At 69.8% G+C, this 22,645-nt stretch carries 20 protein-coding genes; 11 read left to right on the top strand and 9 right to left on the bottom strand.

What is annotated here, in order from left to right; all coding sequences use genetic code 11:
• Positions 1-6 precede the first annotated feature (6 nt).
• Positions 7-609 carry a hypothetical protein gene (locus ASF94_RS01035; protein WP_056660236.1) on the bottom strand — a complete coding sequence of 201 codons (603 nt, stop codon included), beginning with the start codon at positions 607-609 and terminating at the stop codon, positions 7-9.
• A 193-nt stretch (positions 610-802) separates the two neighbouring features.
• Between ASF94_RS01035 and mpl the strand changes: the two genes are divergently transcribed.
• Positions 803-2,215, top strand: coding sequence for a UDP-N-acetylmuramate:L-alanyl-gamma-D-glutamyl-meso-diaminopimelate ligase (gene mpl / locus ASF94_RS01030; RefSeq protein WP_056660233.1), 1,413 nt, complete (start codon positions 803-805; stop codon positions 2,213-2,215).
• Between the two features lie 40 nt (positions 2,216-2,255).
• On the opposite strand, the gene ASF94_RS01025 is transcribed toward mpl, so the two are convergent.
• Together ASF94_RS01025 and ASF94_RS01020 are read right to left on the bottom strand one after the other, a co-directional pair.
• Complete coding sequence (locus tag ASF94_RS01025; protein WP_056660230.1) at positions 2,256-2,567, bottom strand: hypothetical protein; 312 nt, start codon at positions 2,565-2,567, stop codon at positions 2,256-2,258.
• Positions 2,568-2,647: 80 nt separating this feature from the next.
• Positions 2,648-3,769, bottom strand: a complete 1,122-nt coding sequence (locus ASF94_RS01020; protein WP_056660227.1) for a 3-deoxy-7-phosphoheptulonate synthase — start codon at positions 3,767-3,769, stop codon at positions 2,648-2,650.
• Between the two features lie 442 nt (positions 3,770-4,211).
• Here ASF94_RS01020 and ASF94_RS01015 point away from each other — a divergent pair, with 442 nt between their 5' ends.
• Positions 4,212-5,228, top strand: coding sequence for a hypothetical protein (locus ASF94_RS01015; protein ID WP_056660224.1), 1,017 nt, complete (start codon positions 4,212-4,214; stop codon positions 5,226-5,228).
• Between the two features lie 118 nt (positions 5,229-5,346).
• On the opposite strand, the gene tldD is transcribed toward ASF94_RS01015, so the two are convergent.
• Positions 5,347-6,807, bottom strand: a complete 1,461-nt coding sequence (gene tldD / locus ASF94_RS01010; RefSeq protein WP_056660221.1) for a metalloprotease TldD — start codon at positions 6,805-6,807, stop codon at positions 5,347-5,349.
• Positions 6,808-6,983: 176 nt separating this feature from the next.
• Here tldD and ASF94_RS01005 point away from each other — a divergent pair, with 176 nt between their 5' ends.
• Entirely contained in the window at positions 6,984-8,381 is a 1,398-nt protein-coding gene (locus ASF94_RS01005; protein WP_056660218.1) for an amidase, read from the top strand.
• A gap of 32 nt (positions 8,382-8,413) precedes the next feature.
• Here ASF94_RS01005 and rodA read toward each other — a convergent pair whose 3' ends face one another.
• Positions 8,414-9,580: a rod shape-determining protein RodA gene (gene rodA, locus ASF94_RS01000; protein WP_056660215.1), complete on the bottom strand. Its 1,167-nt coding sequence runs from the start codon at positions 9,578-9,580 to the stop codon at positions 8,414-8,416.
• Between the two features lie 256 nt (positions 9,581-9,836).
• Here rodA and ASF94_RS00995 point away from each other — a divergent pair, with 256 nt between their 5' ends.
• Positions 9,837-10,424 (top strand): YqiA/YcfP family alpha/beta fold hydrolase, encoded by a 588-nt coding sequence (locus ASF94_RS00995; protein ID WP_056660212.1) that lies wholly within the window; start codon positions 9,837-9,839, stop codon positions 10,422-10,424.
• Positions 10,425-10,443: 19 nt separating this feature from the next.
• Here the strand turns inward: ASF94_RS00995 and ASF94_RS00990 are convergent, their stop codons facing one another.
• The gene (locus ASF94_RS00990) at positions 10,444-12,054 is read right to left on the bottom strand and encodes a Wzy polymerase domain-containing protein (RefSeq protein ID WP_056660209.1); all 1,611 of its coding nucleotides are present in this window, start codon (positions 12,052-12,054) and stop codon (positions 10,444-10,446) included.
• A gap of 147 nt (positions 12,055-12,201) precedes the next feature.
• On the opposite strand from ASF94_RS00990, the gene ASF94_RS00985 reads away from it, so the two are divergent.
• From ASF94_RS00985 to mtgA, 4 genes are all read left to right on the top strand, one after another.
• On the top strand, positions 12,202-14,286 hold the full coding sequence (locus ASF94_RS00985; RefSeq protein WP_056660206.1) for a ribonuclease catalytic domain-containing protein: 2,085 nt from the start codon (positions 12,202-12,204) through the stop codon (positions 14,284-14,286).
• A gap of 37 nt (positions 14,287-14,323) precedes the next feature.
• Entirely contained in the window at positions 14,324-15,184 is an 861-nt protein-coding gene (locus ASF94_RS00980; RefSeq protein ID WP_056660203.1) for a TonB family protein, read from the top strand.
• A 349-nt stretch (positions 15,185-15,533) separates the two neighbouring features.
• A complete protein-coding gene (gene aroE, locus ASF94_RS00975; RefSeq protein WP_056660753.1) occupies positions 15,534-16,391 on the top strand; it encodes a shikimate dehydrogenase in 858 nt (285 codons plus the stop codon).
• Positions 16,392-16,458: 67 nt separating this feature from the next.
• Entirely contained in the window at positions 16,459-17,193 is a 735-nt protein-coding gene (gene mtgA / locus ASF94_RS00970) for a monofunctional biosynthetic peptidoglycan transglycosylase (RefSeq protein ID WP_056660750.1), read from the top strand.
• Positions 17,194-17,290: 97 nt separating this feature from the next.
• Here mtgA and ASF94_RS00965 read toward each other — a convergent pair whose 3' ends face one another.
• Both ASF94_RS00965 and ASF94_RS00960 read right to left on the bottom strand, forming a co-directional pair.
• Positions 17,291-18,136 carry an IclR family transcriptional regulator gene (locus ASF94_RS00965; RefSeq protein ID WP_082492880.1) on the bottom strand — a complete coding sequence of 282 codons (846 nt, stop codon included), beginning with the start codon at positions 18,134-18,136 and terminating at the stop codon, positions 17,291-17,293.
• Positions 18,137-18,382: 246 nt separating this feature from the next.
• Positions 18,383-19,411, bottom strand: a complete 1,029-nt coding sequence (locus ASF94_RS00960; RefSeq protein WP_082492879.1) for a tripartite tricarboxylate transporter substrate binding protein — start codon at positions 19,409-19,411, stop codon at positions 18,383-18,385.
• A 282-nt stretch (positions 19,412-19,693) separates the two neighbouring features.
• Between ASF94_RS00960 and ASF94_RS00955 the strand changes: the two genes are divergently transcribed.
• Genes ASF94_RS00955 through ruvC form a run of 3 tightly spaced genes read left to right on the top strand, consistent with a single transcriptional unit; the run spans position 19,694 to position 22,088 of the window.
• On the top strand, positions 19,694-20,470 hold the full coding sequence (locus ASF94_RS00955) for a 1-acyl-sn-glycerol-3-phosphate acyltransferase (RefSeq protein WP_056660744.1): 777 nt from the start codon (positions 19,694-19,696) through the stop codon (positions 20,468-20,470).
• Positions 20,471-20,473: 3 nt separating this feature from the next.
• Positions 20,474-21,481: a phosphatidate cytidylyltransferase gene (locus ASF94_RS00950; RefSeq protein WP_056660200.1), complete on the top strand. Its 1,008-nt coding sequence runs from the start codon at positions 20,474-20,476 to the stop codon at positions 21,479-21,481.
• Between the two features lie 58 nt (positions 21,482-21,539).
• Complete coding sequence (gene ruvC, locus ASF94_RS00945; protein ID WP_056660197.1) at positions 21,540-22,088, top strand: crossover junction endodeoxyribonuclease RuvC; 549 nt, start codon at positions 21,540-21,542, stop codon at positions 22,086-22,088.
• Positions 22,089-22,142: 54 nt separating this feature from the next.
• Here the strand turns inward: ruvC and ASF94_RS00940 are convergent, their stop codons facing one another.
• Positions 22,143-22,622: an RcnB family protein gene (locus tag ASF94_RS00940; RefSeq protein ID WP_056660194.1), complete on the bottom strand. Its 480-nt coding sequence runs from the start codon at positions 22,620-22,622 to the stop codon at positions 22,143-22,145.
• Between the last annotated feature and the right edge of the window lie 23 nt (positions 22,623-22,645).

The following is a 22,645-nucleotide window of genomic DNA, read 5'->3' as shown; positions in this document are numbered from 1 at the left end:
AATGGGTCAAGAGATGGCAGCGGTGTCGGCGAGCACTTGGCGCACGGCCTTCGCATCGCCCCGCGGGGTCCGGCCCCGCGCGTCGGGTTTCAAAGCGCCGCGCAGGTCGTCGAGATCGTAGACCATGAGGTGCACACCCACGTTTTCACCCAGGGCCTGCGAAAAGCTGCTCAGGCTGAGCGCCTCCACCGATTCGCCGCGAAAACCGGTCACGGTGCGCGGCTCGTAATCCACGTGATGGTCAATGAGCGCGATCTCGGCAGACTTGCAGTCATCGCAGAACAACTGCAGGTAAATATCGGACAGCCGGGTGGCCGTGCCGTGCCAGACGGCGCCCGCCAGATACGGCCTGAACTGGGCCATGCGCTCCATCCAGACCAGCGCCAACTCGCGCAGGGCGCGCAGTTCGGCAGGCTGCGTGTCGGCGCAGAAGAGCCCGATGTATTCACGCACCGCATCTTCCACGAGGTCGTTGTCGGGCAGCGGGGTGCGGGCCGGCAGGCCCAACTGCTTGACGGCGCGCCGCTTGGCGGGGCCCCATTCCAGCCCCTCTTCAACGACCAGGCGGGCAGCGGTACTGGCGATCTCGGTAGCGAGTGCGGTTTCCATGGCGGGCCTCCGGTTGAACACCGCATTGTCGCGTCCAAGGCCTGCCACCGCGATCAGAACGCCGATACGGCAGCGTGCAGCCCAGGGGCATTGCCCCCGCCTCCACCGCCGCTAGCTATCTAATTTGTAGCGCCATGCGCTGACAGGATGAGCGTCGGCGGCCGGTTGGGCTCCAACCTTAGAATCGGCGCCCATGCACATTCACATCTTGGGCGTTTGCGGGACATTCATGGGCGGGTTGGCAGCGCTGGCGCGCGAGGCCGGCCATCGCGTGACCGGCTGCGACGCGGGCGTCTATCCGCCGATGAGCGACCAGCTGCGCGCGCTCGGCATCGACCTGATCGAAGGCTACGGCGCCGACCAGCTGGCGCTGCAACCCGACATGTATGTGATCGGCAACGTGGTGAGCCGGGCGCGCCTGCCGGACGGATCGCCCAAGTTTCCGCTGATGGAAGCCATTCTGGATGCAGGCGCGCCCTACACCAGCGGCCCGCAGTGGCTGTCCGAACATGTGCTGCAAGGCCGGCACGTGCTGGCGGTGGCGGGCACGCACGGCAAGACGACCACCACGTCGATGCTGGCCTGGGTGCTGGAATGCGCCGGCCTGCAGCCCGGCTTCCTGGTGGGGGGCGTGCCGCTGGACTTCGGCGTGTCGGCGCGGCTCGGCGCGGCCAGGCGGCCGGTGGCGGGTGCCGGACTGTCAGGCCAGGCGCCGGTGTTCGTCATCGAGGCGGACGAATACGACACCGCTTTCTTCGACAAGCGCAGCAAGTTCGTGCACTACCGCCCCCGCACGGCCGTGTTGAACAACCTGGAGTTCGACCACGCCGACATCTTCGACGACCTGCCCGCCATCGAAAGGCAGTTCCATCACCTGGTGCGCACCGTGCCGCCATCCGGCCGCGTGGTCGTGAACGGGCTGGAAGAGAGCCTGACGCGGGTGCTGCACGCAGGCTGCTGGAGCGAGGTGTCGAGCTTCGGCGCGGCGGTCAGCGACTTCACCGCCCGGGGCGAACCCCATGCGTTCGACGTGCTGCAGCGCGACCGCGTGGTGGCCCGGGTGGAATGGGCGCTGGGCGGCGTGCACAACCAGCTCAACGCCCTGGCCGCCATCGCGGCGGCGGAGCACGTGGGCGTCTCGCCCGCCGATGCGGCGGCGGCGCTCGGCCGGTTCCGCAACGTCAAGCGCCGCATGGAGCTACGCGGCACGGTCGGCGGCGTGGCCGTGTACGACGACTTCGCCCACCACCCCACGGCCCTGCGCACCACGCTCGACGGCCTGCGCCGCCGGGTCGGGCCCGAGGCGCGCATCCTGGCGGCCTTCGAGCCGCGCAGCAACACCATGAAGCTCGGCACCATGAAGGCCCAGCTGCCCTGGGCGCTGGAAGCGGCAGATCTGTCGTTCTGCCATACCGCCGGGCTCGACTGGGACGCCGCCGCAGCGCTGGCGCCGCTGGGAGCCAGCGCCCGCACGGCTGGCACCGTCGAGGAACTGGTCGCCCAGATCACCCAGTCTGCGCGCCCGGGCGACCATGTGGTCTGCATGAGCAACGGCAACTTCGGCGGGGTGCACGCCCTGCTGCTGCAATCGCTATCAAATAAATAGCAAAAAGCCCATATTCCATGGGCGCTACTGGCACTTTTCTTTAGAAACTCACGGCCATGGCCGGCAAGTCGACATGGACGATGGGCTTGGCCAACGCTGCGCTGGTCGCCAGGGCGAAAGCCTTGAACCAGGCGTCGTCGCCCAGCAGCGCGGGACCGGCGGCCTGGGCCACGGTCAGCACCTTGTCGGCCAGCAGCACCTTGCCGCTGGCGCGCAGCGGTTCGCATTCCAGCCGGTTGAATTCATCGTCGAGCCAGCGGCGCGCGGCCTCGTGGGCCAGGGGCTCGGCCCCTTGCAGATCGCAGCGGAACTGCTGGCGGGGTGGCACGGTGACCAAGACTTCACTGGGCATGGATTCGTCGCTTTCCTGAAAATGGTGGGGTCGGAAACGGGGCAGCTTACACCGCCCCTCCCGCTGCACCGCCCGGGTTTTCAGCGGGCGCGGCGCGCCGTCACCGCGGCCGACAGGTCGGCCAGGGCGGCCAGCGAGTCGTCCCAGCCCAGGCAGGCGTCGGTGATGCTCTTGCCGTATTCCAGGTTGCACGGCTGGTCCTTGCCCGGCGTGAACTTCTGCGCGCCGGCGGTCAGGTGGCTTTCGATCATCAGGCCGAACACGCTGTGCGAGCCGCCTGCGATCTGCGCGCTGATGTCGCGGGCCACGTCGCGCTGCTTCTCGTGCTGCTTGCTGCTGTTGGCGTGGCTGCAGTCCACCATCAGCGTGGGCGGCAGGCCGGCCTTTTCCAGGTCGGCGCAGGCGGCCTGCACGCTGGCGGCGTCGTAGTTGGGCGCCTTGCCGCCGCGCAGGATGACGTGGCAGTCCTGGTTGCCGCTGGTGTTGACGATGGCGACCTGGCCGTTCTTGTGTACCGACAGGAAGTGGTGGCCGCGGCTGGCGGACTGGATGGCATCGGTGGCGATGCGGATGTTGCCGTCCGTGCCGTTCTTGAACCCGATGGGCGCCGACAGCCCGGAAGCCAGTTCGCGGTGCACCTGGCTCTCGGTGGTGCGCGCGCCGATGGCGCCCCAGCTGATCAGGTCGCCGATGTACTGGGGCGAGATGACGTCGAGGAACTCGCTGCCGGCCGGCACGCCCAGGCGGTTGATGTCGATGAGCAGCTGGCGCGCGATGCGCAGGCCCTCGTCGATGCGATAGCTCTCGTCCAGGTACGGGTCGTTGATCAGGCCCTTCCAGCCCACCGTGGTGCGCGGCTTCTCGAAGTAGACCCGCATCACGATCTCGAGCGTGTCCTTGTACTGCTCGCGCACGGCCTTCAGGCGGCGGGCGTACTCCAGCGCGGCGGCGGGGTCATGAATGGAACAGGGGCCGATGACCACCAGCAGCCGGTCGTCCTCGCGGCCCATGATGCGGTGGATGGCCTGGCGCGTGCCGGTGATGAGCGATTCGACCGCCGTCCCGTGGATCGGGAAAAAGCGGATCAGATGGTCCGGAGGAGGCAACACGGTGATGTCCTTGATACGTTCGTCGTCGGTCTGGCTGGTTTTCTCGACGTCGCGGTACCAGGTGTCGCTGGCAATGTGGGCAGGAGCCGTCATGGTTGCTTCCTCGTGGGGTCAGGGTGAAAAGAAGAAAGAAGAAAGAAGAAGGAAAACGAAGGGGGAAAAACAAAAAACCGCCGGGCTTTTCAGCTTCGGCGGTTCTCGGGGGTCAGTGCTCAGTGGGTGCGCGCTTACCTCTCGTCCGCCAGGACAGAGAACCAAAAACCAAAATAAAACGCGCTACGCACTTGCATGAGATTCAATGTAACACGACCTTTCGGGTGACGGAAAGTCTCGCGTTGCCGATTGACGACACGCCTGCCGCAGGCCCGGCAGGCCATCGGGCGCCACGGGCAGCCCTCAACGGGCGGAAATGGGGGGATTTCGGCGCTTGTCCTACGCCGGCAGATCGCGTTTACAGACGTAACAGGGCCACACGGCTTTCTATTCTTCAGCCGTCTATCCAGACCACTGCTCCAACACTTGAAAGAAGGCCTTCATGCCCCTGCACACCACCACCGCCGTTGCCGCCGCTTACGACGAGCGCCCATGGACAGCCACCGTCTCCTGGGGCGCCGTCTTCGCCGGTCTCGTTCTCTCCCTCATCGTCTACCTCGTGCTGTCGGTACTGGGCACCGCCATCGGTGCCTCTGCAATCGACCCCATGGGTGACCGCAACCCCTTCAGCGGCTTCGGCGTGGGCGCCGGCATCTGGGCGGGCGTGACCACGCTGCTGGCGATCGCCGTCGGCGGCTTCGTGGCGGGCTTCCTGGCCCGCCGCTCGGGCGGCCTGCACGGCCTGCTGGCCTGGGCGATGACCACGCTGGTCACCGTGTACCTGCTGATCAGCGCCACCGGCAGTGCGTTGAACGTGGCCGGCAGCGCCGCCAAGACCGGTCTGACCACCGTCGGCGCCGTTGCCGGGGCGGGCGTGTCTGCCGCAGCGCCCGCCGTGGGCAACGCCGTCCAGCGCCAGCTCGACCAGGCCGGCATCTCGCTCGACGTGAACAGCCTGCAGGCTGAACTCGAGAAGCTGCTGCGCCAGACCGGCAAGCCGGAGCTGCAGCCCGAGAACATCAAGAACGAGACGCAGGCTGCCGCCAATGAAGGCCAGGCCCGCGCCGAGGCTGCCGCCCAGACGCCCCAGACCGCCGACACCGATGCCAAGGGTTGGCTGGCCAGCGTGATGCAGCGTGGCGAACGCGTGCTGAACGCAGCCGACAAGGAAGCCCTGGTCAACATCATCGTGGCGCGCACGGGCAAGAGCCGCGCCGAAGCCGAGCAGATCGCCACCAACTACGAGCAGACCTACAACCAGGCCCGCGCCAAGATCGAGGAAGCCAAGCAGCAGGCCGAACAGAAGGCCCGCGAAGCCGGCGAACAAGCGGCCAAGAACGTGGCCCGTGGCTCCTGGGCGACGCTGGTGGTGCTGCTGATCGGCGCCGCCGTCGCCGCCGGTGCCGGCGTGCTGGGCTTCCGCCGCCAGCGCCCGGTCGCCGTGGTCGTCACGCCCTGACGCCCAGGGCCGCCGCAGCGGCCCTGCTTGCCACTGAAACCAGAAAGCCCGGCGGTAGCAGTCCGCCGGGCTTTTTTTCGTCAGGGGGCCGTCACGCCGGCCGGCATGGGGCGCCGCGTCAGGCCGTGCCGCCCACCGTCAGCCCGTCGATGCGCAGGGTGGGTTGGCCCACGCCCACGGGCACGCTCTGGCCTTCCTTGCCGCAGGTGCCGACGCCGCTGTCGAGCGCCATGTCGTTGCCGATCATCGTCACCTTCTTGAGCGACTCGGGGCCGCTGCCCACGATGGTGGCGCCCTTGACGGGGTAGAGGATCTTGCCGTCCTCGACCCAGAAGGCTTCGCTGGCGGAGAAGACGAACTTGCCGCTGGTGATGTCCACCTGCCCGCCGCCGAAGTTGGTGGCGTAGAGGCCGCGCTTGATGCTGGCGACGATCTCTGCGGGCTCCCTGTCGCCGCCCAGCATGTAGGTGTTGGTCATGCGCGGCATGGGGATGTGCGCATAGCTTTCGCGGCGGCCATTGCCGGTGGGCGCCACGCCCATCAGGCGGGCGTTCATCGCGTCTTGGATGTAGCCCTTCAGGATGCCGTCCTCGATCAGCACGTTGCGCTGGCTGGCATGGCCCTCGTCGTCCACGTTGAGCGAGCCGCGCCGGTCGGTGATGGTGCCGTCGTCCAGCACCGTCACGCCCTTGGCCGCCACGCGCTCGCCGATGCGGCCGCTGAAGGCGCTGGAGCCCTTGCGGTTGAAGTCGCCTTCCAGCCCGTGGCCGATGGCTTCGTGCAGCAGCACGCCGGGCCAGCCCGGGCCGAGCACCACGGTCATCTCGCCGGCCGGCGCGGGGCGCGACTCCAGGTTGACCAGGGCGGCGTTGACCGCATCGTTCACATACTGCGTGATCTGCGCATCATCGAAGTACGCCAGCCCGAAGCGTCCGCCGCCGCCGGCCGAACCCACCTCGCGCCGGCCGTTCTGCTCGGCGATCACGGTGATCGACAGGCGCACCATCGGGCGGACGTCGGCCGCCAGGGTGCCGTCGGCACGGGCCACCAGCACCACGTCGTATTCGCTGGCCAGGCCCGCCATCACCTGCGCCACGCGCGGGTCCTTGGCACGGGCCTGCTGCTCAGCTTTTTCCAGCAGCGCCACCTTGGCCGTGCTGTCCATCGACGCGATAGGGTCGATACCGGCATAGAGCGAGCGGCTCTTTGCGATGTTTTGAGGAGCAACCTTCACCCGGCCCGTCTGCGCCACGGAGGAGATCGACCGCACCGTGCGCGCGGCATCCAGCAGCGAGGCCTCGGAGATGTCGTCGGAATAGGCGAACGCCGTCTTCTCCCCGCTCACCGCCCGCACACCCACGCCCTGGTCGATGCTGAAGGAGCCCGTCTTCACGATGCCCTCTTCCAGGCTCCAGCCCTCGCTGCGGGTGTACTGGAAGTACAGGTCGGCATCGTCCACGCGGTGGGCGCGGATCTCGCCCAATGCGCGCGTCAGGTGGGTTTCGTCCAGTCCGAAGGGTTCCAGCAACAGCTGGCGGGCGATGGACAGGCGTTCGATGGTGGGTTCGCGGGAGATCATGCGCGGATTCTAGAAGCCCCGGGTGCAGCGCGCCCGGGCGATCCGCAGCAGCCCGGCAGGCAGCACGGCCATCGACAGGGTTGGGGATGAGCGACCGTTGCGGCCACGCAGCGCCCACGGGGCGTCATGGCGCCCGGTCACCCCTCGGTGCGCGGGACTGTGTGATATTCCAGACCATGCCGCAACGCACTCCCTCTTCCGGCGCCAGCGCCGACTTCGCCCGCCACCCCACCCTGCGCGAACAGGCCGACGCCCTGGCGCGCGGCGCCACCACCAGCGAGCAGCTGGTGGCCGAGGCGCTGGAGCGCATCGCCGTGCACCAGGCCGGCGGCGGCCACGCCTATGTCGGCAGGGTGGACGCGGACGCCGCCCTGCAGGCGGCACGGGACAGCGACCGGCGCCGCGCCGCGGGCCAGGTGCCTTCGCTGCTGGCGGGGCTGCCGGTGTCGATCAAGGACCTGTTCGACGTGCAGGGCCAGACCACCCAGGCCGGTTCCGCCGGCGGGGTGCCTGGACCGCAGCCGGCCCTGGCCGACGCCGACGCCGTGGCCCGGCTGCGCGCCGCGGGGGCCGTGCTGCTGGGCCGCACCAACATGAGCGAATTCGCCTTCTCCGGCCTGGGGCTGAACCCGCACCACGGACACCCCGCCAACCCGAGCGATGCCGCGCGCATCACGGGCGGCTCGTCGTCGGGCGCCGCCGTGACGGTGGCGCTGGGGCTGGCCGACGCGGCCCTGGGCACCGACACGGGCGGCTCCATCCGCATTCCCTCGGCCTTCTGCGGGCTGACCGGCTTCAAGCCGACGGCCCGCCGCGTGTCGCTGGCAGGCGCCTATCCGCTCTCGCGCAGCCTGGATTCGATCGGCCCGCTGGCGCGCAGCGTGGACTGCTGCGCGATCCTGGACGCGGTGCTGAGTGGAGCCACGCTGGACAGCGCCGCAGCCCCGCTCGCCGGCCTGCGGCTGGGTGTGACGGAGGACTTCGTGCTGGACGGCCTGGACGCCGCCGTCGCGCAGGCCTTCGAGCGGGGACTCGAGCGGCTGTCGGCCGCCGGCGCGCAGATCGTGCGCTTCGGTTTCGCCGAACTGCAGGAGCTGCCCCGCATCAATGCCGCAGGTGGGCTGGTCACCGCCGAAGCCTGGCACGTGCACCGGGCCCGGCTGGAAGACGCGGCCCTCGCCGCGCGTTACGACCCGCGCGTGGCCCAGCGCACCCGGCGCGGCGCAGCCATCTCGGCGGCAGACTACATCGACCTGCTGGACGCCCGCGCCCGGCTGCAGGCCGTCGCCAGGGAGCGGCTGCAGGGGCTCGACGCTTGGCTGATGCCCACGGTGGCCGTGCTGGCGCCGCGGCTGGCGGACATGGCCACCGACGACGAAAGCTTCTTCGCCACCAATGCCAAGGTGCTGCGCAACCCCTCGGTGCTGAACTTTCTCGACGGCTGCGCGCTCAGCCTGCCCTGCCAGGCAGCGGGCGACCTGCCGGTGGGCCTGTCGGTGGGCGGGCTGCACGGCGCCGATGCGCGGGTGCTGCAGGTGGGGCGCGCGGTGGAGGCCTGCCTGCGGGCGGCCTGATTCCGCCCACCGGGTGGCTACCCCGGGGCTGGCTACCCGCCCCGCTCGGCCAGCGGCTGGCGCTGCGCCCGCGCGATCGACATCAGCACCCCCAGGGCCAGCCCCAGCGTGACCATGGCCGTGCCGCCATAGCTCACGAACGGCAGCGGCACCCCCACCACCGGCAGGATGCCGCTCACCATGCCCATGTTCACGAAGGCGTAGGTGAAGAAGATCATCGACACGGCCCCCGCCATCAGCCGGCCGAACAGCGTGGTCGCCCCCATGGCGATGGCCAGACCGCGCCACACCAGCAGCAGGAAGCAGACGATCAGCAGCAGGTTGCCGGCCAGGCCGAACTCTTCGGAATAGGCGGCGAAGATGAAGTCGGTGGTGCGCTCCGGGATGAATTCCAGGTGCGTCTGGGTGCCGGCCATGAAACCCTTGCCCCAGAAGCCCCCGGAGCCGATGGCGATCATCCCCTGGATGATGTGGAAGCCCTTGCCCAGCGGGTCGCGCGTCGGATCGAGCAGGGTGCAGATGCGCTGCTGCTGGTAGTCGTGCAGCACCGGCCAGCGCACGCCGTCGGCGCACAGTTGCGGCTCGAACCACACGATCAGCACGATGCCGATGCCGCCCAGCACCACCGGCGGCACCACCAGCTTCCAGGGCAGGCCGGCGAAGAAGATCACCGAGAGGCCCGCCGCCAGCACCAGCAGCGAGGTGCCCAGGTCGGGCTGCTTCATGATCAGGCCCACGGGCACCGCCAGCAGCGCGCCCGCCACCAGAAAATCGAGCGGCCGCAGCTGGCCTTCGCGCTTCTGGAACCACCAGGCCAGCATCAGCGGCATGGCGATCTTCAGGATCTCGCTGGGCTGGATCACGATGCCCAGGTTCACCCAGCGCTGGGCGCCCTTCTTGGTGATGCCGAACAGCGCCACCGCCACCAGCAGCGCCACGCCCGCCGCATAGAGCGGCAGGGCCAGCATCATCAGCCGCTGCGGCGGCACCTGGGACACCACGAACAGGATGCCGGCCGCCAGCAGCATGTTGCGGCCGTGGTCGTAGAACCGGGTGCCATGGTCGTAGCCGGACGAATACATCGCCACCAGGCCGATGGACGCCAGCATCAGCAGCAGCCCGATGAGAATCCAGTCGAATCCGCGAAAAAGAGGCAGCACGCGCTGCAGCAGGGAAGGTTTGTCGAAGACAGCGGACATGGGGCGCGATTATCGGCGCGCGGCAGGCGGGCAGCCGGCCCAGGGAAAGCTCAGCACGAATCGAGCGGAAAGCGAGCGCTGCGGATCGGGAGGGGCTGCAAGGCGCAAACACAGCCATGGCGGGGCTATGGCGAGGATTTGCAGCGCCGCAGACTGCCCGAATCCGCAGAGGCACGCGGCGCGGCGATTCGTGCAGACGCTCCCCAGGGGGTGGAAGGCACAATGCTCCAAGCCCTTGCCTCCACCCTCCGCCGCCATGCCCCGCACCACCCACCTGCTCTACCTGCACGGCTTTCGCTCGTCGCCCCGGTCCGCCAAGGCGCGGCAGATGGCGCAGCACATGGAGCGCCACCACCCTGGCGTGCAGCTGTGGTGTCCGCAGCTGCCGCCCTCGCCGCAGGCCGCCATGGCGCTGGTGGCCGGCGGCATTGCGGACTGGCCGCGCAGCAGCATGGCCGTGGTGGGCTCGTCGCTGGGCGGCTTCTATGCCAGCTGGGTGGCCCAGCAATGCGGCTGCCCCAGCGTGCTGCTGAACCCGGCCGTCGACCCGGCGCGCGACCTGGAACGCTACATCGGCCAGCAGACCGCCTGGCACGACCCGGCCGAATCGTTCTACTTCCGCCCCGAATACATCAGGGAGCTGCGCGCCCTCGACGTGAGCGGCCAGCCAGCCCCGGCACCGCAGCTGGCGATCATCGCCAAGGGCGACGAACTGCTGGACTGGCGCGAGATGGCGGCGCGCTATCCGCAGGCGGACCTGCGCCTGCTGGAAGGCGGCGACCACGCCCTGGGTACGTTCGCCGACTACCTGGCCGATATCGACCGGTTCCTGGGCCTCGCCTAAAGGCCGCAGGCCGCGCCGCTCACCTGAGCGGCTTCTTCGTGGCCGATGCCGAAGATGCCACCGGAGTGGATGCCGCCGCTGCCGCGTTCGCCTGCTGCCAGCGGGCGAAGTCCTGCGGATAGGCGAGTCGGTAGCGTTCGGTGTGAAAGGCCACCTCGGCCGGCATTTCGAGCAGCCGCGCGCTGGCGATCAGCGGCTCGATCACGCGGGGCTCGGGCGAGTAATGCAGCAGCCGCCGGGCCATGGGGTTGAGCCGGGCCGCGTTGCGGGCGGTGACGTCGGTGGTGGTGAGATCGGCGAACTCCGCCGTGCCCTGGAAGAACGTGACCTGCCGCGACACCAGCGCAGGGGTGTCGTTGCGATAGACGGCCAGCCGGTCGGCCGCCGGACGGTAGAGCTGGCTGACGCGCACGTAGTCGCTCGCCACCCACGCCCCCAGCGCCAGGGCGGCCACGCCCAGAACGGCCCCGCCCACCCGCCAGGGCATGGCGTTGCGCGGCCCGGCCGCCGCCGCAGGCCAGGGCGTCAGCAGCAGCACGGCCAAGGCGGCGGCCAGCTGGAAGGGGCCGTACCAGAGTGGAAACTCCAGCAGGCTGTGCAGGCCGATCAGGGCAAGCACGCCCCAGGCCAGCTGGCGGGCGGGCCGCGTCTCGGCCCAGGGCCGCGCGCGCAGCGTGGCGACCAGCGCCAGCCCGCAGAGCAGCAGCGCGGCCGGCAGGCCCAGCTCCACGGCCAGGTGCAGGGGCAGGTTGTGCGCGTTGTCCAGCAGCGCGCAGAAGCGCTCGCCGGGAAAGAGCGTGACGTAATGCGCATAGCCCAGGTCGCCCCAGCCCCAGCCGGTCCAGGGCCGCAGGTTGATGAGATGCAGCATGTTCGACCAGAGCGACCGGCGGCTGGCGCACAGGGGCATCTCGCCCGTCACGCGCGCAAAGAGGCTGTTCGTCTCCAGCCCCGTCCACCAGTGCAGCAGCAGGGGCAGCGCCGCGCAGGCGGCGGCGTAGGCCAGCAGGGCCGCCGCCGCCCAGCCCAGGGTGCGCGTGCCCAGGCTGCGGCGCCAGCAGAGGGCCAGCATGCCGAGCACGAACCACTCCAGCGCGCCAGTGCGCGAGGCCGTGGCGGCGGCCGATACCGCCATCAGCCCGCCGGCCACCGCGGCCAGCACGCCGCGCCAGTCACCGCGCCCATCCCCGTGCCCATTGCCGCCTGCGGGTTGCCGCGCGCGCCACCAGAGCAGCGCCCAGAGGCCCATCATCAGCAGCGTGGCCTGCTGGTTGCGCTGGCGCAGGTTGCCCGGGGCCTGGCCCGGCGTGGCGGCAAACACCCAGGGCGACCCGCCCACGTCGCCCTGGAAGAACTGCACCAGCCCGATGACCGCCGCCGCCGTGCCGGCCAGCACCAGCCCGGCGGCCACCAGCCGGGCCAGGCCGTCGCGGGGCGCGCCGTGGGCAGCCATGCCCTGGGCAGGCCAGCCGCAGCGCGCCCAGGCGATGGCGGCCAGCAGCCAGGCGCAGGCTGCGGTCGCCATGAGCGGCCAGAAGTTGGAGAGCGGGGCCTGCGTCCACGCGAAAAGGAAGGGCAGCGCGATGGCCAGCACGGCCAGCGGCGACACGATCGATTTCGGCAGGGGCATGGAAGGGAGCTTGGAGGGAGGAAATAACCAGGAGGGGCTCCGATGATAGGCGCCGCCGCCGCCAGGGCGCTGTGCCACCAGCCCCCTCGGCCACCTCGGCATGGCGGGCCGCCGGACCGCCTCGCGGCCCATGGGAGAATCCCCGCCATGCACGCACTGTTCGAAGAAGCCGGCAAATTCATGGCCGGCCGCATCCTTTCCGAGGCCGAAAGCTCCGCCCAAGTCGAACTCGACTCCGGCAAACGGGTCAAGGTCAAGGCCGCCCATGTTTTGCTGAAGTTCGAGAAGCCCGCGCCGGCCGAGCTGGTGCGCGAGGCCCAGGCCGTGGCCGCCACCATCGAGCTGCCGCTGGCTTGGGAGTTCGCGCCGGAAGACGAATTCGGCTTTGCCGACCTGGCGCGCGACTATTTTTCCGCCAACGCCACGCTGGCCGAGCAGGCCGGCGCGCTGTTCGCGCTCTATGAGGCACCGCACTACTTCCGCCGCGCCGGCAAGGGCCGCTTCAAGAAGGCGCCCGCCGAGATCCTGCAGCAGGCGCTGGCCGGCATCGAGAAGAAGCGCCTGATCCAGGAGCAGATCGCCGCCTGGGCCGAGCAGCTGGGCCGGGGCGAATGCCCGCAGCCGATCCGCGAGCAGCTCTACAAGATCCTGTTCCGCCCCGACAAGAACGCGCCCGAATACAAGGCGGTGGTGGACGCCAGCCGCGCCACGCACAAGGCGCCGCTCGACCTGCTGACGCAGGCCGGCGCCATCGACTCGCCCTACCAGTTCCACTGGAAGCGCTTCCTGTTCGACAACTTCCCCAAGGGCACGGCCTTCCCGGCCGTCACCGCGCCGCAGCCGCCGGCCGACCTGCCGCTGGCGCCGGTCGAGGCCTATTCCATCGACGATTCGCAGACCACCGAGATCGACGATGCGCTGTCGGTGCAGGGCCTGGGCACGGGCACCGTCACGCTGGGCATCCACATCGCGGCGCCGGGTTTGGCCATCGCGCCGGGCTCGCCCATCGACCAGCTGGGCCGCAACCGCCTGTCCACGGTCTACATGCCGGGCTACAAGATCACCATGCTGCCGGACGAGGTGGTGCAGATCTACACGCTGGACGAAGGCCGCGCCAACCCGGCCGTGTCGCTCTACGTGACAATCGACGAGGCCACGCTGGAGATCACCGGCACCGAGACGAAGCTCGAACGCGTGCCCGTGGCCGTGAACCTGCGCCATGACCAGCTCGACCACATCGTGACCGAGGCCTGGCTGGCCGACCCGTCGATCCAGGTGGACAACACCCCTCAGCCCCTGCTGGATCGGCGCGAGCAGCTCTCCTTTTTGTACCGCCTGGCGCAAAAGCTCAAGGCGCAGCGCGAAGCGGTGCGCGGCAAGCCCGAGACCTTCAACCGGCCGGACTACAACTTCCGCCTGGCCGGCAACGACGGCGCCGAGCCGACGGGCAGCGAAACGGTCAGCATCACCACGCGCAAGCGCGGCGCGCCGCTGGATTTGATCGTGGCCGAGGCCGCCATCGTGGCCAACAGCACCTGGGGCGGCCTGCTCGCCGAGCACGGCGTGCCCGGCATCTACCGCAGCCAGGCGAGCCTGGCGCCCGGCATGAAGGTGCGCATGGGCACCAAGGCCTTGCCGCATGCGGGCATCGGCGTGAAGAGCTATGCCTGGGCGACCTCGCCGCTGCGCCGCTATGTCGATCTGGTCAACCAGTGGCAGATCATCGCCTGCGTGCGCCACGGCAAGACGGCCGCGCTCGCGGCGCCGTTCAAGCCCAAGGACGCCGACCTGTTCTCGATCATCAGCAGCTTCGACGCCGCCTACGGCGCCTACAACGGCTACCAGGCCGGCATGGAGCGCTTCTGGACGCTGCAGTACCTGCGCCAGAACGGCATCACCGAGATCGACGCCACCGTCTTCAAGGAAGGCCCGGGCGGCAGCTTCCTGGTGCGGGCCGACGAGTTGCCGCTGGTGCTGCCCGTGCTGGGCGCGCAGGGCCTGCCGCGCGGCGCCCGCGTGCGGGTGAAGCTGGGCGAGATCGACGACATCACCCTGGACGTCAACGGCACCCTGGTGGCGCGGCTGGACGACCCGGCCGATGCCGGCGACGACGGTCCGCTGCCCGAGCCGGAGGACGAAGGCGAGAACGAGGACGACGGCGACGCCATGGCCGGCCCGATCGCCATCGCGGTGGACGTGAACGAAGCCGAGGCGCCCGCTCCTGCGAACTGAGCAGGCCGCGACGTACGCCCACCGATAATCGGCCGCCGTGAAAACGCCCTCGTTCCTTGCCCGCTTCAGCACCTTGCAGATCGCGCTGGGCGTGTCGGTGCTCGCGCACGCCGCGCTGCTGTCGGTGCGCTTCGTCGATCCGCAAGCCTTCAACCGCGTGTTCCAGGACACGCCGCTGGAGGTGATCCTGGTCAACGCGCGGTCGAACGAGCGGCCCGACAAGGCCCAGGCGATCGCGCAGTCTTCGCTGGCCGGCGGCGGCGACGGGCCCCAGGGGCGCGCCACCAGCCCCCTGCCCTATTCCGCACTCACGGCCGTGGGCGACGACTTCGAGGAAGCCCAGCGCAAGATGGACGCCATGCAGGAGCAGCAGAGCCAGCTGCTGGCCCAGTTGCGCAAGCAGCTGGCCACCCTGCCCGTGCCCGACCCGCGCAAGGCCAGCCAGAGCGCGGAGCTGCTGGCCCAGGAGGAAAAGCGCCGCCAGCTGGTCAAGCTGCTGGCCGAGATCGAAAAGCGCATCAACGAAGAGAACGCCCGGCCGAAGAAGCGCTACATCAGCCCGGCGACGCGCGAGGAGGTGTATGCCGTCTACTACGACGCGCTGCGCCGCAAGGTGGAAGACAAGGGCACCGACAACTTCCCCGAGCAGGGCGGCAGGAAGCTCTATGGCGAGCTGACCATGATCCTGACGGTGAACCACGATGGTCGCGTGCTGGCCACCGAGATCGTGCAGGGCTCGGGCAACCCGCTGCTCGACCGCCGGGCCGAGGCCATCGCCCGCGCCGCCGGCCCGTTCGGGCCGTTCAGCAGCGGCATGCGCGCCAAGGCCGACCAGATCGCCGTGGTGTCGCGCTTCAAGTTCACGCGCGACCAGACCCTGGAAACGAGCGTGCGGTGAACAAGAAGCACCCCCTGAGTCGCCTGCGGCGCCTTCCCCCTCAAGGGGGACGACGCCAGTGGCCTGGCAAAGCCAGTTCCACGGCGTCCGCTGGCGTGGCCTGCTCCGCGGCCATCGGACGGGTGACGTCGCGTGCCAAGCATCCGCCGTGCGCCGAAAACCTGAGTCGCCTGCGGCGCCTTCCCCCTCAAGGGGGACGACGCCAGTGGCCTGGCAAAGCCAGTTCCACGGCGTCCGCTGGCGCGGCCTGCTCCGCGGCCATCGGACGGGCGGCGCCGCGTGCCAAGCATCCGCCGTGCGCTGGAACCCTGCGTCGCCTGCGGCACCCGCATCGCTCTGGAACATCGACATGACCCATCCCCTGCCGCCCGACGCCTACTGCGTCATGGGCAACCCCATCACCCACAGCCGCTCGCCGTGGATTCATGCCCGTTTCGCGGAGCTCTCGGGCGAGCGCATCGTCTATGAGCGCCGGCTGGTGCCGGTGGACGGCTTCGCCGAGGCGCTGCGCGACTTCCAGGCCGGTGGCGGGCGCGGCTGCAACGTGACGGTGCCGTTCAAGCTGGAGGCGGCAGAGCGGGCCACGGCGCGCACCGAGCGCGTGGAGCTGGCGGGGGCGGCCAATATGCTGACCTTCCGGCCGGACGGCACCACGCTGGCGGACAACACCGATGGCCTGGGCCTGGTGGCCGACATCACCCGCAACGCCGGCGTGACGCTGGCGGGCTCCAGCGTGTTGCTGGTGGGCGCGGGCGGCGCGGCGGCGGGCGCGCTGGGGCCGCTGCTGCTGCAGGGCCCGCGCCGCATCGTGGTGACCAACCGCACGCATGCCCGGGCCGAGGCGCTGGTGCAACGCCATGCGCTGCCGCACTTGCTACAAAAAACAGAGCTTGTTGCGCAGGAAACAGAAGCGCTGGAGCCCGATTTCGATGTGATCATCAATGCCACGGCCAGCAGCCTGGGCGGCGACGGCCCTCCCGTGGGCGCCCAGGTGCTGCGCGCCGCCAGCCTGGCCTACGACATGATGTACGGCCCGGCCGCCCAGGGTTTTCTGGACTGGGCGCGCAGCCATGGCGCCGTGCCGCGCGACGGACTGGGCATGCTGGTGGAGCAGGCGGCGGAAGCCTTCCTGGGCTGGCGCGGCGTGCGGCCCGACAGTGCCCGGGTACTCGACGAGCTGCGCGCAGCCATTGCCGCAGGCCAGTGACGGGAATGGTGACGGTGACGGTGAAGGCGATGCCGATGGCGACGGCGATGGTGCCCAGGCGGGCGGCATGAAGGCCTTGCTCCGCTGGATCGGCCTGGTCTTGCTGACGGGCCTGGCGCTGCAGATCTTCTTTGTGGGCCGCATCGCCGCCATGGCGGTGCTGGACCCGGAATCGACGGCGTTCCAGCGCTCCGAAGCCTGGTCGCAGCTGGCTGGCCGGCAGGGCCTGCACTGGCGCCAGCAGTGGCTGCCCTACGCCGACATCGGCGACAACCTCAAGCGCGCCGTCATTGCGTCGGAAGACGATGGTTTCGTCAACCACGACGGGGTGGACTGGGAGGCGGTCGAGAAGGCCTGGGACAGGAACGCCCGCGCGGCGGAACGCGCCGCCCAGCGCATGGAGGCAGCCCCCTCCCGCCCCGCCCGCCCGGCCAGGATCGTGGGCGGATCGACCATCACCCAGCAGCTGGCCAAGAACCTGCTGCTTTCGGGCGAGCGCACGCTGGTGCGCAAGGGGCAGGAATTCGTGCTGACGCTGGCGCTGGAGCACCTGCTGAGCAAGCGGCGCATCCTCGAGATCTACCTCAACAGCGTGGAATGGGGCGACGGCGTGTTCGGCGCCGAAGCCGCCGCGCAGCATTACTTCAGGAAGAGCGCCTCACGCCTCACGGCCAGCGAGGCCGCGCGGCTGGCGGTGATGCTGCCCCAGCCCAAGCGCTTCGAGAAGACACCGCAGTCGGCCTACCTGAGCGGTCGCACCCGCGTGATCGTGGGGCGCATGGCCAGCGCCGAACTGCCCTGAGGCTGCGTGCGCCAGGCCCACCGGGGCGCCGCACCGGAGGCACCGGAGACACCGGAAGCACTGGAGATACACACCGGCTGCGCTGCCGGCGAGCCGCTCAAGCGCCGCCCGTCACACCCCGCGGATCGAACTGGCCCAGCGACTGCACGGGCGGCACCGGCGGCGATGCGTGCGCCGACTGCAGCGGTTCGCTGCCCGCCGCCTGCCCGATGCGGTCGGCCGTGGCACGCACCAGCGGCAGAAAGCGTTCCAGCATGCGCTCGCTCATCTGGCCGGCGAAGGTCGAATAGACCAGCGCACCGCGCAGCTGCCCGTTGCTGAACACCGGCACGGCGAAGGCCGTGGTTTCCGAGTTGTCCTGGGCGTAGCGAATGGCATAGCCCTGCCGGCGCGCCTGCCGCACCATGGACCGCATCGCCCACAGGTCGGTGAAGCGCGGTCCGTTGTCCTCGCGCCGGTTCACGGCCTCGATCAGGATGCGGCGCTCCGCCGGCTCGCAGAAGGCCAGGTAGATGCGGCCGAGGGCCGACATCGGAAATTCATAGCGCCGCCCCACGCTGGACGGGCGAATGGCGTAGGGGCTGTACGGCATGGTGCAGAACACCACGCGGATCTGGTGGCGGTCGACCACGCCCAGCGACAGCGGCCACTTGATTTCGCGCGTGGTCGCGATCATCAGCGGGCCGGCCACCTGCACCAGGCGCGACTGCTCCGTCACGCCGCTGCTGAGGTTGCCGACGATGGGCGTGAGCTGGTACTGGCCATAGGCGTGCGGGTCGGTACGCACGTACTTTTCAGCTTCCAGTGTGCTCAGCAGCCGGTGCAGCGTGGACTTGGCCAGGCCTGTGCGCTGGTGCAGTTCCTGCAGGCTCCAGTTGGAGCGCTCGTTCATCACGCGCAGGATCAGGAGCGCGCGCTGCACGGAGCGGACTTCGGTGCTCATGGATGGCTCGCTCTCAGGCGGCGTGCCTGGCAGAGGGCGTCACGGACAGGGAACGGCACAGTAAATGAATCGGAAAGCGAAAGCATGTGGGCAACAAGGTTTTCGCGAGGTCGCGAGCGATGTGTGTAGGGGAATTTCGCCTCTTGCACCCCGAGGCGGAAGGGAAAACCCGCACAGCCGCCCTCAAGGCGATGGCCGAAACGGGCTGTAAGGGATCTGTGGCGTGGCGGTCGGCACCGGGGCGGGTCATTCGGCATGAATGCCCAGCCCGTCGATGGTGGCGCTCCAGAGCTGCTGGTCCGCCTGCAGGATGGCGTGCGCCTGGTCCGCGTCCAGTTGGGAGGTCATGAGCCCGAGGCTTCGCAAGTAACGAGCCACGTCGGGCAAGGCGGTGACGCGGTTGATCTCGCGGTTGAGCTGCTGGCGCACCGCCGGGTCCAGCCCACGCGGCGCAAAGACGCCGTACCAGTTGGTGACCTCATAGCCGGGCAGCGTCTCTGCAACGCTGGGCACATCGGGCAGCAGCGCGGAGCGCTGGCCTTCCGTGACGGCGATCAGGCGCACCCGGCCCGACGGCACATGCGGCAGCAGCAGGGACGCGCCGCCGGCGAACAGCTGGCACTCACCCTGCAGCAGCGCAGCCACGGCCGGGCCGCCGCCCCGATAGGGCACATGCACCATGTCCAGCTGCTGGGTCTTGGCCAGCAGCGCCAGGGTCAGGTGGTTGTGCGTGCCGACCCCGCCCGAGGCGTAGTTGACCCGGCCCGGATGGGCGCGCAGGTAGGCCAGCAGCTCGGGGAAGGTATGCACCGGCAGGTCTGCCGACACCGCGATCACGTTGATCGCGTAGGCCAGCATGGCGACGGTGTCGAAGTCCTGGATCGGGTCGAAGGGCAAGCCGCGATAGAGCTTGGCGTTCATCGCGTGCGTGGACATGGCCCCGATCTCCAGCGTATGGCCATCGGCCGGCGCGCGCGCCACCATGGCAGCGCCGGTATTGCCGCCGGCGCCCGCCACGTTGTCCACCCAGACCGAATGGCCTGCAGCCGCGCGCGAGGGCTCGAACAGGTGCCGCGCGATCAGCCGGGCCAGCAGGTCGGTCGAGCCGCCGGGTGCGAACGGCACGATCAGACGGATCGGCCGCGCGGGAAAGGCGCCGCTGCGGTGCGGCCGCCGGGCATGGACCGGCACCAGGCCCGCGCCCGCCAACGCACCGGACACAGCGAGGCTGCGTGCCAGCAGACGGCGTCGCGAGGCAGTGATCGGCGGGGCCATGGGAAGGTGACAGTCGATGAAGCGGGGAGAAAAGAAACGGAAAGAGGAAACCGAGCCGCACGCCAGGGGCGGCAGCCAAGGGCTGATGGGGGCGCAGTCTAGGGCTGCGAAAGCGATACGGCATGCGATCGATACGCGTTTCCGCCCAATGGAAACTCATGATGCTGAAAAGTGACGCAGCAGTCACTTTGCTGCGAAAACATGCGCCGCACCGCCCGGGCAAAGGCCGGCCCCACCCCGGCCGGCGGGTGCCGGGGCCGGCCCCGTATCATCCGCCGCATGCTGCTGTCCAAGTTGATGAGCTTTTTCCTGCTGGCACTGGTGCGCTTCCTGACCGGCTCCCAGGCGCGGTGGTACGGCTGCCCGCCCAAGGCCGAGCAGCGGATCTACTTCGCCAACCACCAGAGCCATGCCGACCTGGTGATGATCTGGGCGGCGCTGCCCCAGGAATTGCGCAGCATCACGCGGCCCATCGCCGCGCGCGACTACTGGACGCAGACGCCCTTTCGCCAATGGATCACCACTGCGGTCTTCAACGCCGTCTACGTCACGCGGCAGGCGGCGCCTGCGGCAGCGGCCGGCGCCGCCCCCTCGCCGGCGGCGGAGGCGGCAGCGGCACCGCCCGCCCCACCGGCCGACCTGGCCGACCTGGCCACGGCCGGCGGCCCCGACCCGGTCCCCGAGAGGCCCCAGGCCGAGCCTTCGCCGGAGGCCCTGCGGGCGGCGGTGCAGCCCGACGATCCGCTGGCACCGCTGGTGCAGGCCCTCGCCAGCGGGGATTCCATCGTGATCTTCCCGGAAGGCACGCGCGGCCACGGCGACGAGCCGCAGCCGTTCAAGTCGGGCCTCTACATGTTGGCGCGCATGTTCCCGCAGGTGGTGCTGGTGCCCGCCTGGATCAACAACGTGCAGCGCGTCATGCCCAAGGGCGAAGTGGTGCCGGTGCCCATCCTGTGCTCGGTGACCTTCGGCGCGCCCATCGCCCTGGCGCCCGGCGAAGAGCGCCGGCCCTTCCTCGACCGCGCCCGCAGCGCCGTCATCGCCCTGCGGGATGTCTGACCCATGATGGATTTCCTGCGCAATCTCTCCACCACCCAGCAGATCGGCGCCCTCTTCGTCGTGCTGTTCGGCCTGCTGTCGCTGGTGACGGCCTACGCCTTCGTGCAGACGCTGCGCGAGGGCAACGGCGGCGGCGACCCGGCCGAGCAGGCCCGCCACGAGGCGCATCAGCAGGAATGGCGGCGCTTCTGGAGCCTGCTGAAGACCTCATGGTTCATGGCCACCATCTTCTGGGTGGGCTGGGCGCTGGGCGACACGGTGGCGACGGTGCTGTTCGCGCTGGTGGCGTTCTTCGCGCTGCGCGAATTCATCACCCTGTCGCCCACGCGGCGGGGCGACCACCGCAGCCTGGTGCTGGCTTTCTTCGTGGTGCTGCCGCTGCAGTTCGTGATCGTGGGCCTGCGCAAGTTCGACCTGTTCACCGTGTTCATTCCGGTCTACGTCTTCCTGGCGCTGCCGGCCGTGAGCGCACTGGCCAACGACCCGCAACGCTTCCTCGAACGCAACGCCAAGCTGCAATGGGGCATCATGGTGTGCGTCTACGGCATGAGCCATGTGCCCGCGCTGCTGCTGCTCGACTTTCCCGGCTACCAGGGCAAGGGCGCCTTCCTCGTCTTTTTCCTCGTCGTGGTCGTGCAGGCCAGCGTCATCGCGCAGCACCTGCTGGGCCAGCGCTTTCCGCACCGGCCGGTGGCGCCGCAGGTCAGCCAGAGCTTCCAGTGGCTGAGCTGGCTGGCGGGCGTGGGCATCGGCGGGCTGGCCGGCGTGCTGCTGTCGTTCATCACGCCCTTCAAGCTGGGGCAGGCGCTGGGCATGTCGCTGCTGGCCTGCCTGGCGGGCAGCCTGGGGCATCTGGTGATGAAGGCCATCAAGCGCGACCGGGGCATCACCAGCTGGGGCATGCAGGGCCAGTCGGTCACCGGCGCGGGCGGGCTGCTCGACCGGGTGGATGCGCTCTGTTTCGCGGCACCGGTCTTCTTCCATTCGGTGCGCTGGTACTTCGGTTTATAGTCAAAACGGCCTCTAGCGCTTGATATATAAGCGCAAGTAGCTATCAAATTAATAGCAAATGAGAATTCTGGGAATCGACCCCGGCCTGCAGACCACGGGCTTCGGGGTGATCGACGTGGACGGCCACGCGCTCAGCTACGTGGCCAGCGGCACCATCCGCACCACCGCGCTGGCGCTGGGCGACCTGCCGGGCCGGCTGAAGGTGCTGTTCGACGGCATCACCGAAGTGACGGCACGCTATGCGCCCGACATGGCGGCGGTGGAAATCATCTTCGTCAACGTGAACCCGCAGTCCAGCCTGCTGCTGGGCCAGGCGCGCGGCGCCTGCGTGACCGCGCTGGTGTCCGGCGACCTGCCGGTGGCCGAATACACCGCCCTGCAGATGAAGAAAGCCGTGGTCGGCCACGGCCGTGCGGCCAAGTCGCAGGTGCAGGAAATGGTGCGGCGCCTGCTGCACCTGCCGGGCCTGCCCGGCACCGACGCGGCGGACGCGCTGGGCATGGCCATCACCCATGCCCACGCGGGCGCCGCGATGGCCCGGCTGGGCGAGGCCGGCACGCTGGCCCGGCGCCAGCACGCCATGTACAAGGGCGGGCGCAGCTATTGAAGCGCTGCCGGGGCCGGCGCAGGCCGCCGCTCCCCGCGCACCAGGGCTTCAGCGCTATCGGCTGCCCAGCACCAGCTGGGCGATGACCCCGGTGGCGACCGCGATCAGCAGGTAGTCGCTGCCGTACTGCACCCAGTGGTAGCCCCGGGGAGGCGCCGCCAGGTGGTGCCCCCGCCAGTCGGAGACCACATAGTGCGGCGTGCGGTACATGGGCGGCACGCGGCCACCGCGGTACCAGTCGTGCTGGGGGCCGGCGCCGCGCCGCAGGCCATGGGCCGGTGCGTGCGGGGGCGGGCCGCCGGCATGGGCGTGGCCGTGGTGCGGGCCCTTCCTGCCCGCCTTGTGGGCCTGGTGCGGCTTGCCAGGCTTGCCCGGCTGGCCGTGCTGGTGGTGTGCCGGGCCGCCCTGGGCGCCCGGGCCGTGCCGGCGGTCATCCGGCCGGGCCTGTGCGCTGGCGGCGGCCAGCAGCCCCAGGGTCAGCACCGCGCAGGCGGTCGAGAGGCGGTGAACGATGCGGTGGGGGGACAGGTGCATGGGCGGCTCCTCGCGTGCTGCTG

Source organism: Acidovorax sp. Leaf160 (assembly GCF_001424265.1).
Taxonomy (GTDB): domain Bacteria; phylum Pseudomonadota; class Gammaproteobacteria; order Burkholderiales; family Burkholderiaceae_C; genus Paracidovorax.
This window is presented reverse-complemented; position numbering and strand designations above follow the sequence as displayed.